The sequence below is a fragment of the Longivirga aurantiaca genome (assembly GCF_042660085.1).
GTDB lineage: Bacteria > Actinomycetota > Actinomycetes > S36-B12 > CAIYMF01 > Longivirga > Longivirga aurantiaca.
Genome location: NZ_JBHSTI010000032.1, coordinates 1 through 1,781, shown reverse-complemented (window position 1 = coordinate 1,781; position 1,781 = coordinate 1). Strand labels below are relative to the sequence as shown.

General features: G+C 70.7%; 2 protein-coding genes. Both read right to left on the bottom strand.

From position 1 onward, the window contains the following. Positions 1–34 precede the first annotated feature (34 nt). The gene (gene trxA, locus ACFQGU_RS16440) at positions 35–355 is read right to left on the bottom strand and encodes a thioredoxin (RefSeq protein ID WP_386768782.1); all 321 of its coding nucleotides are present in this window, start codon (positions 353–355) and stop codon (positions 35–37) included. A 137-nt stretch (positions 356–492) separates the two neighbouring features. Continuing rightward, positions 493–1,470, bottom strand: coding sequence for a thioredoxin-disulfide reductase (trxB, locus tag ACFQGU_RS16435; RefSeq protein ID WP_386768781.1), 978 nt, complete (start codon positions 1,468–1,470; stop codon positions 493–495). Between the last annotated feature and the right edge of the window lie 311 nt (positions 1,471–1,781).

The window sequence follows — 1,781 nt, the reverse complement described above, 5'->3', positions numbered from 1 at the left end:
GTCCCCGAGTCGGGACGCGGCCTGGGTCACCGGCTTACAGGAAGTCGGACAGGTCGTTGAGGAGAGCGGCCTTGGGCTTGGCGCCCACGATCTGCTTCACCACGCGGCCACCCTGGTACACGTTCATGGTGGGGAGCGACATGATGCGCTCGCTCGCCGCGGTCTGCGGGTTCTCGTCGACGTTGAACTTCACGATGGTGATCTTGTCGGCGTTCTCCGCCGCGATCTCCTCGAGGATCGGCGAGACCATCTTGCACGGCCCGCACCACTCGGCCCAGAAGTCCACGAGGACGGGCTTGTCGGACAGCAGGACCTCGTCCGCGAACGTCGCGTCGGTCACGATCTTGGCGCCCATGAGGGGCTCCTTCCAGGCGGGGTCGCGGGGTAGGTCAGGGTCCACCGTACGTCAGGCCGACGACGGCGAGGCCCACCCCACGAGGGGTCGGTCGGATGTGACGGTCCGTGACCGTCGGATCCCGTGCGGGACGGGGGTCAGGCCAGGGCCTGGGCGGCGTCGTGCATGTTCTCGGCGGCCTCGATCGCGGCGAGGAAGCGCTCGGCGTCCAGCGCCGCGGCGCAGCCCGAGCCGGCAGCGGTGATGGCCTGGCGGTAGGTGTGGTCGACGAGGTCGCCGCACGCGAAGACACCCTCGAGGTTGGTGCGCGTGCTGCGGCCCTCGACGAGCACGTAGCCCTCCTCGTCCAGGTGCACCTGGCCCTTGATGAGCTCCGAGCGCGGGTCGTGGCCGATCGCCACGAACAGGCCGGTGACCGGCAGCGAGCGGGTCTCGCCGGTGACGGTGTCGCGGAGAGTGAGCGACTCGAGCTTGTCGCCGCCCACGACCTCCTCCACCGCGGAGTTCCAGGCGAAGTCGATCTTCTCGTTCGCCAGGGCCCGCTCCTGCATGATCTTCGACGCGCGCAGCGAGTCTCGGCGGTGCACGAGGGTGACCTTGTCCGCGAAGCGGGTGAGGAAGGTCGCCTCCTCGAGCGCGGAGTCGCCGCCGCCCACGACCGCGATGCTCTGGTTGCGGAAGAAGAAGCCGTCGCAGGTCGCGCACCACGACACGCCGTGGCCCGAGAGGCGCTTCTCGCCCTCGACGCCGAGCTCGCGGTAGCCCGAGCCCATGGCCAGGATCACCGCGTGCGCGTGGTACTCGTTGCCCGCGCCGTCGACCACGACCTTGATCGCGCCGGTGAGGTCGACCGAGACGGCGTCGTCGGTGACGAGCTCGGCGCCGAAGCGCTCGGCCTGCGCGCGGAGGTTCTCCATGAGCGCCGGGCCCATGATCCCCTCGGGGAAGCCGGGGAAGTTCTCGACGTCGGTGGTGTTCATGAGCGCGCCGCCTGCGGTGACCGCGCCCTCGAGCACGAGCGGCTTCAGCTGGGCGCGGGCGGCGTAGATGGCCGCGGTGTACCCGGCGGGGCCGGAGCCGATGATGATGACGTTGCGGACGTCGCTGGTGCTCACTTCGGGCCTCTCGACATCGGGGCTCTCGGCCCCGGAGATCACGGACGTGCAGCCGGCACAACGATCCTAGGCCGGTCGGCATTCCAGCACGGACGCGGCTCGGCCGCTGCCCCCGCGCGGCCAGGGCTGCGCGAACCGCGTACGACGGCTACGGCGCGACGCGGCGGAAGGCGAGGAGCTCGGACTGGCCGGTCGTGCAGCCGGCGGCGACGACGATCACGTCGTAGGCCCCGGGCTGGTCGACCGACGGGAGCACGTAGATCTCGGCGTCGCGGCCGTCGTAGGTGCCCTGGTCGACGAGCAGCGGCGTG

Excerpts from the sequence above, each read along its gene's own strand:
- trxA (WP_386768782.1), bottom strand. The coding sequence starts at position 355 with ATGGGCGCCAAGATCGTGACCGACGCGACGTTCGCGGACGAGGTCCTG.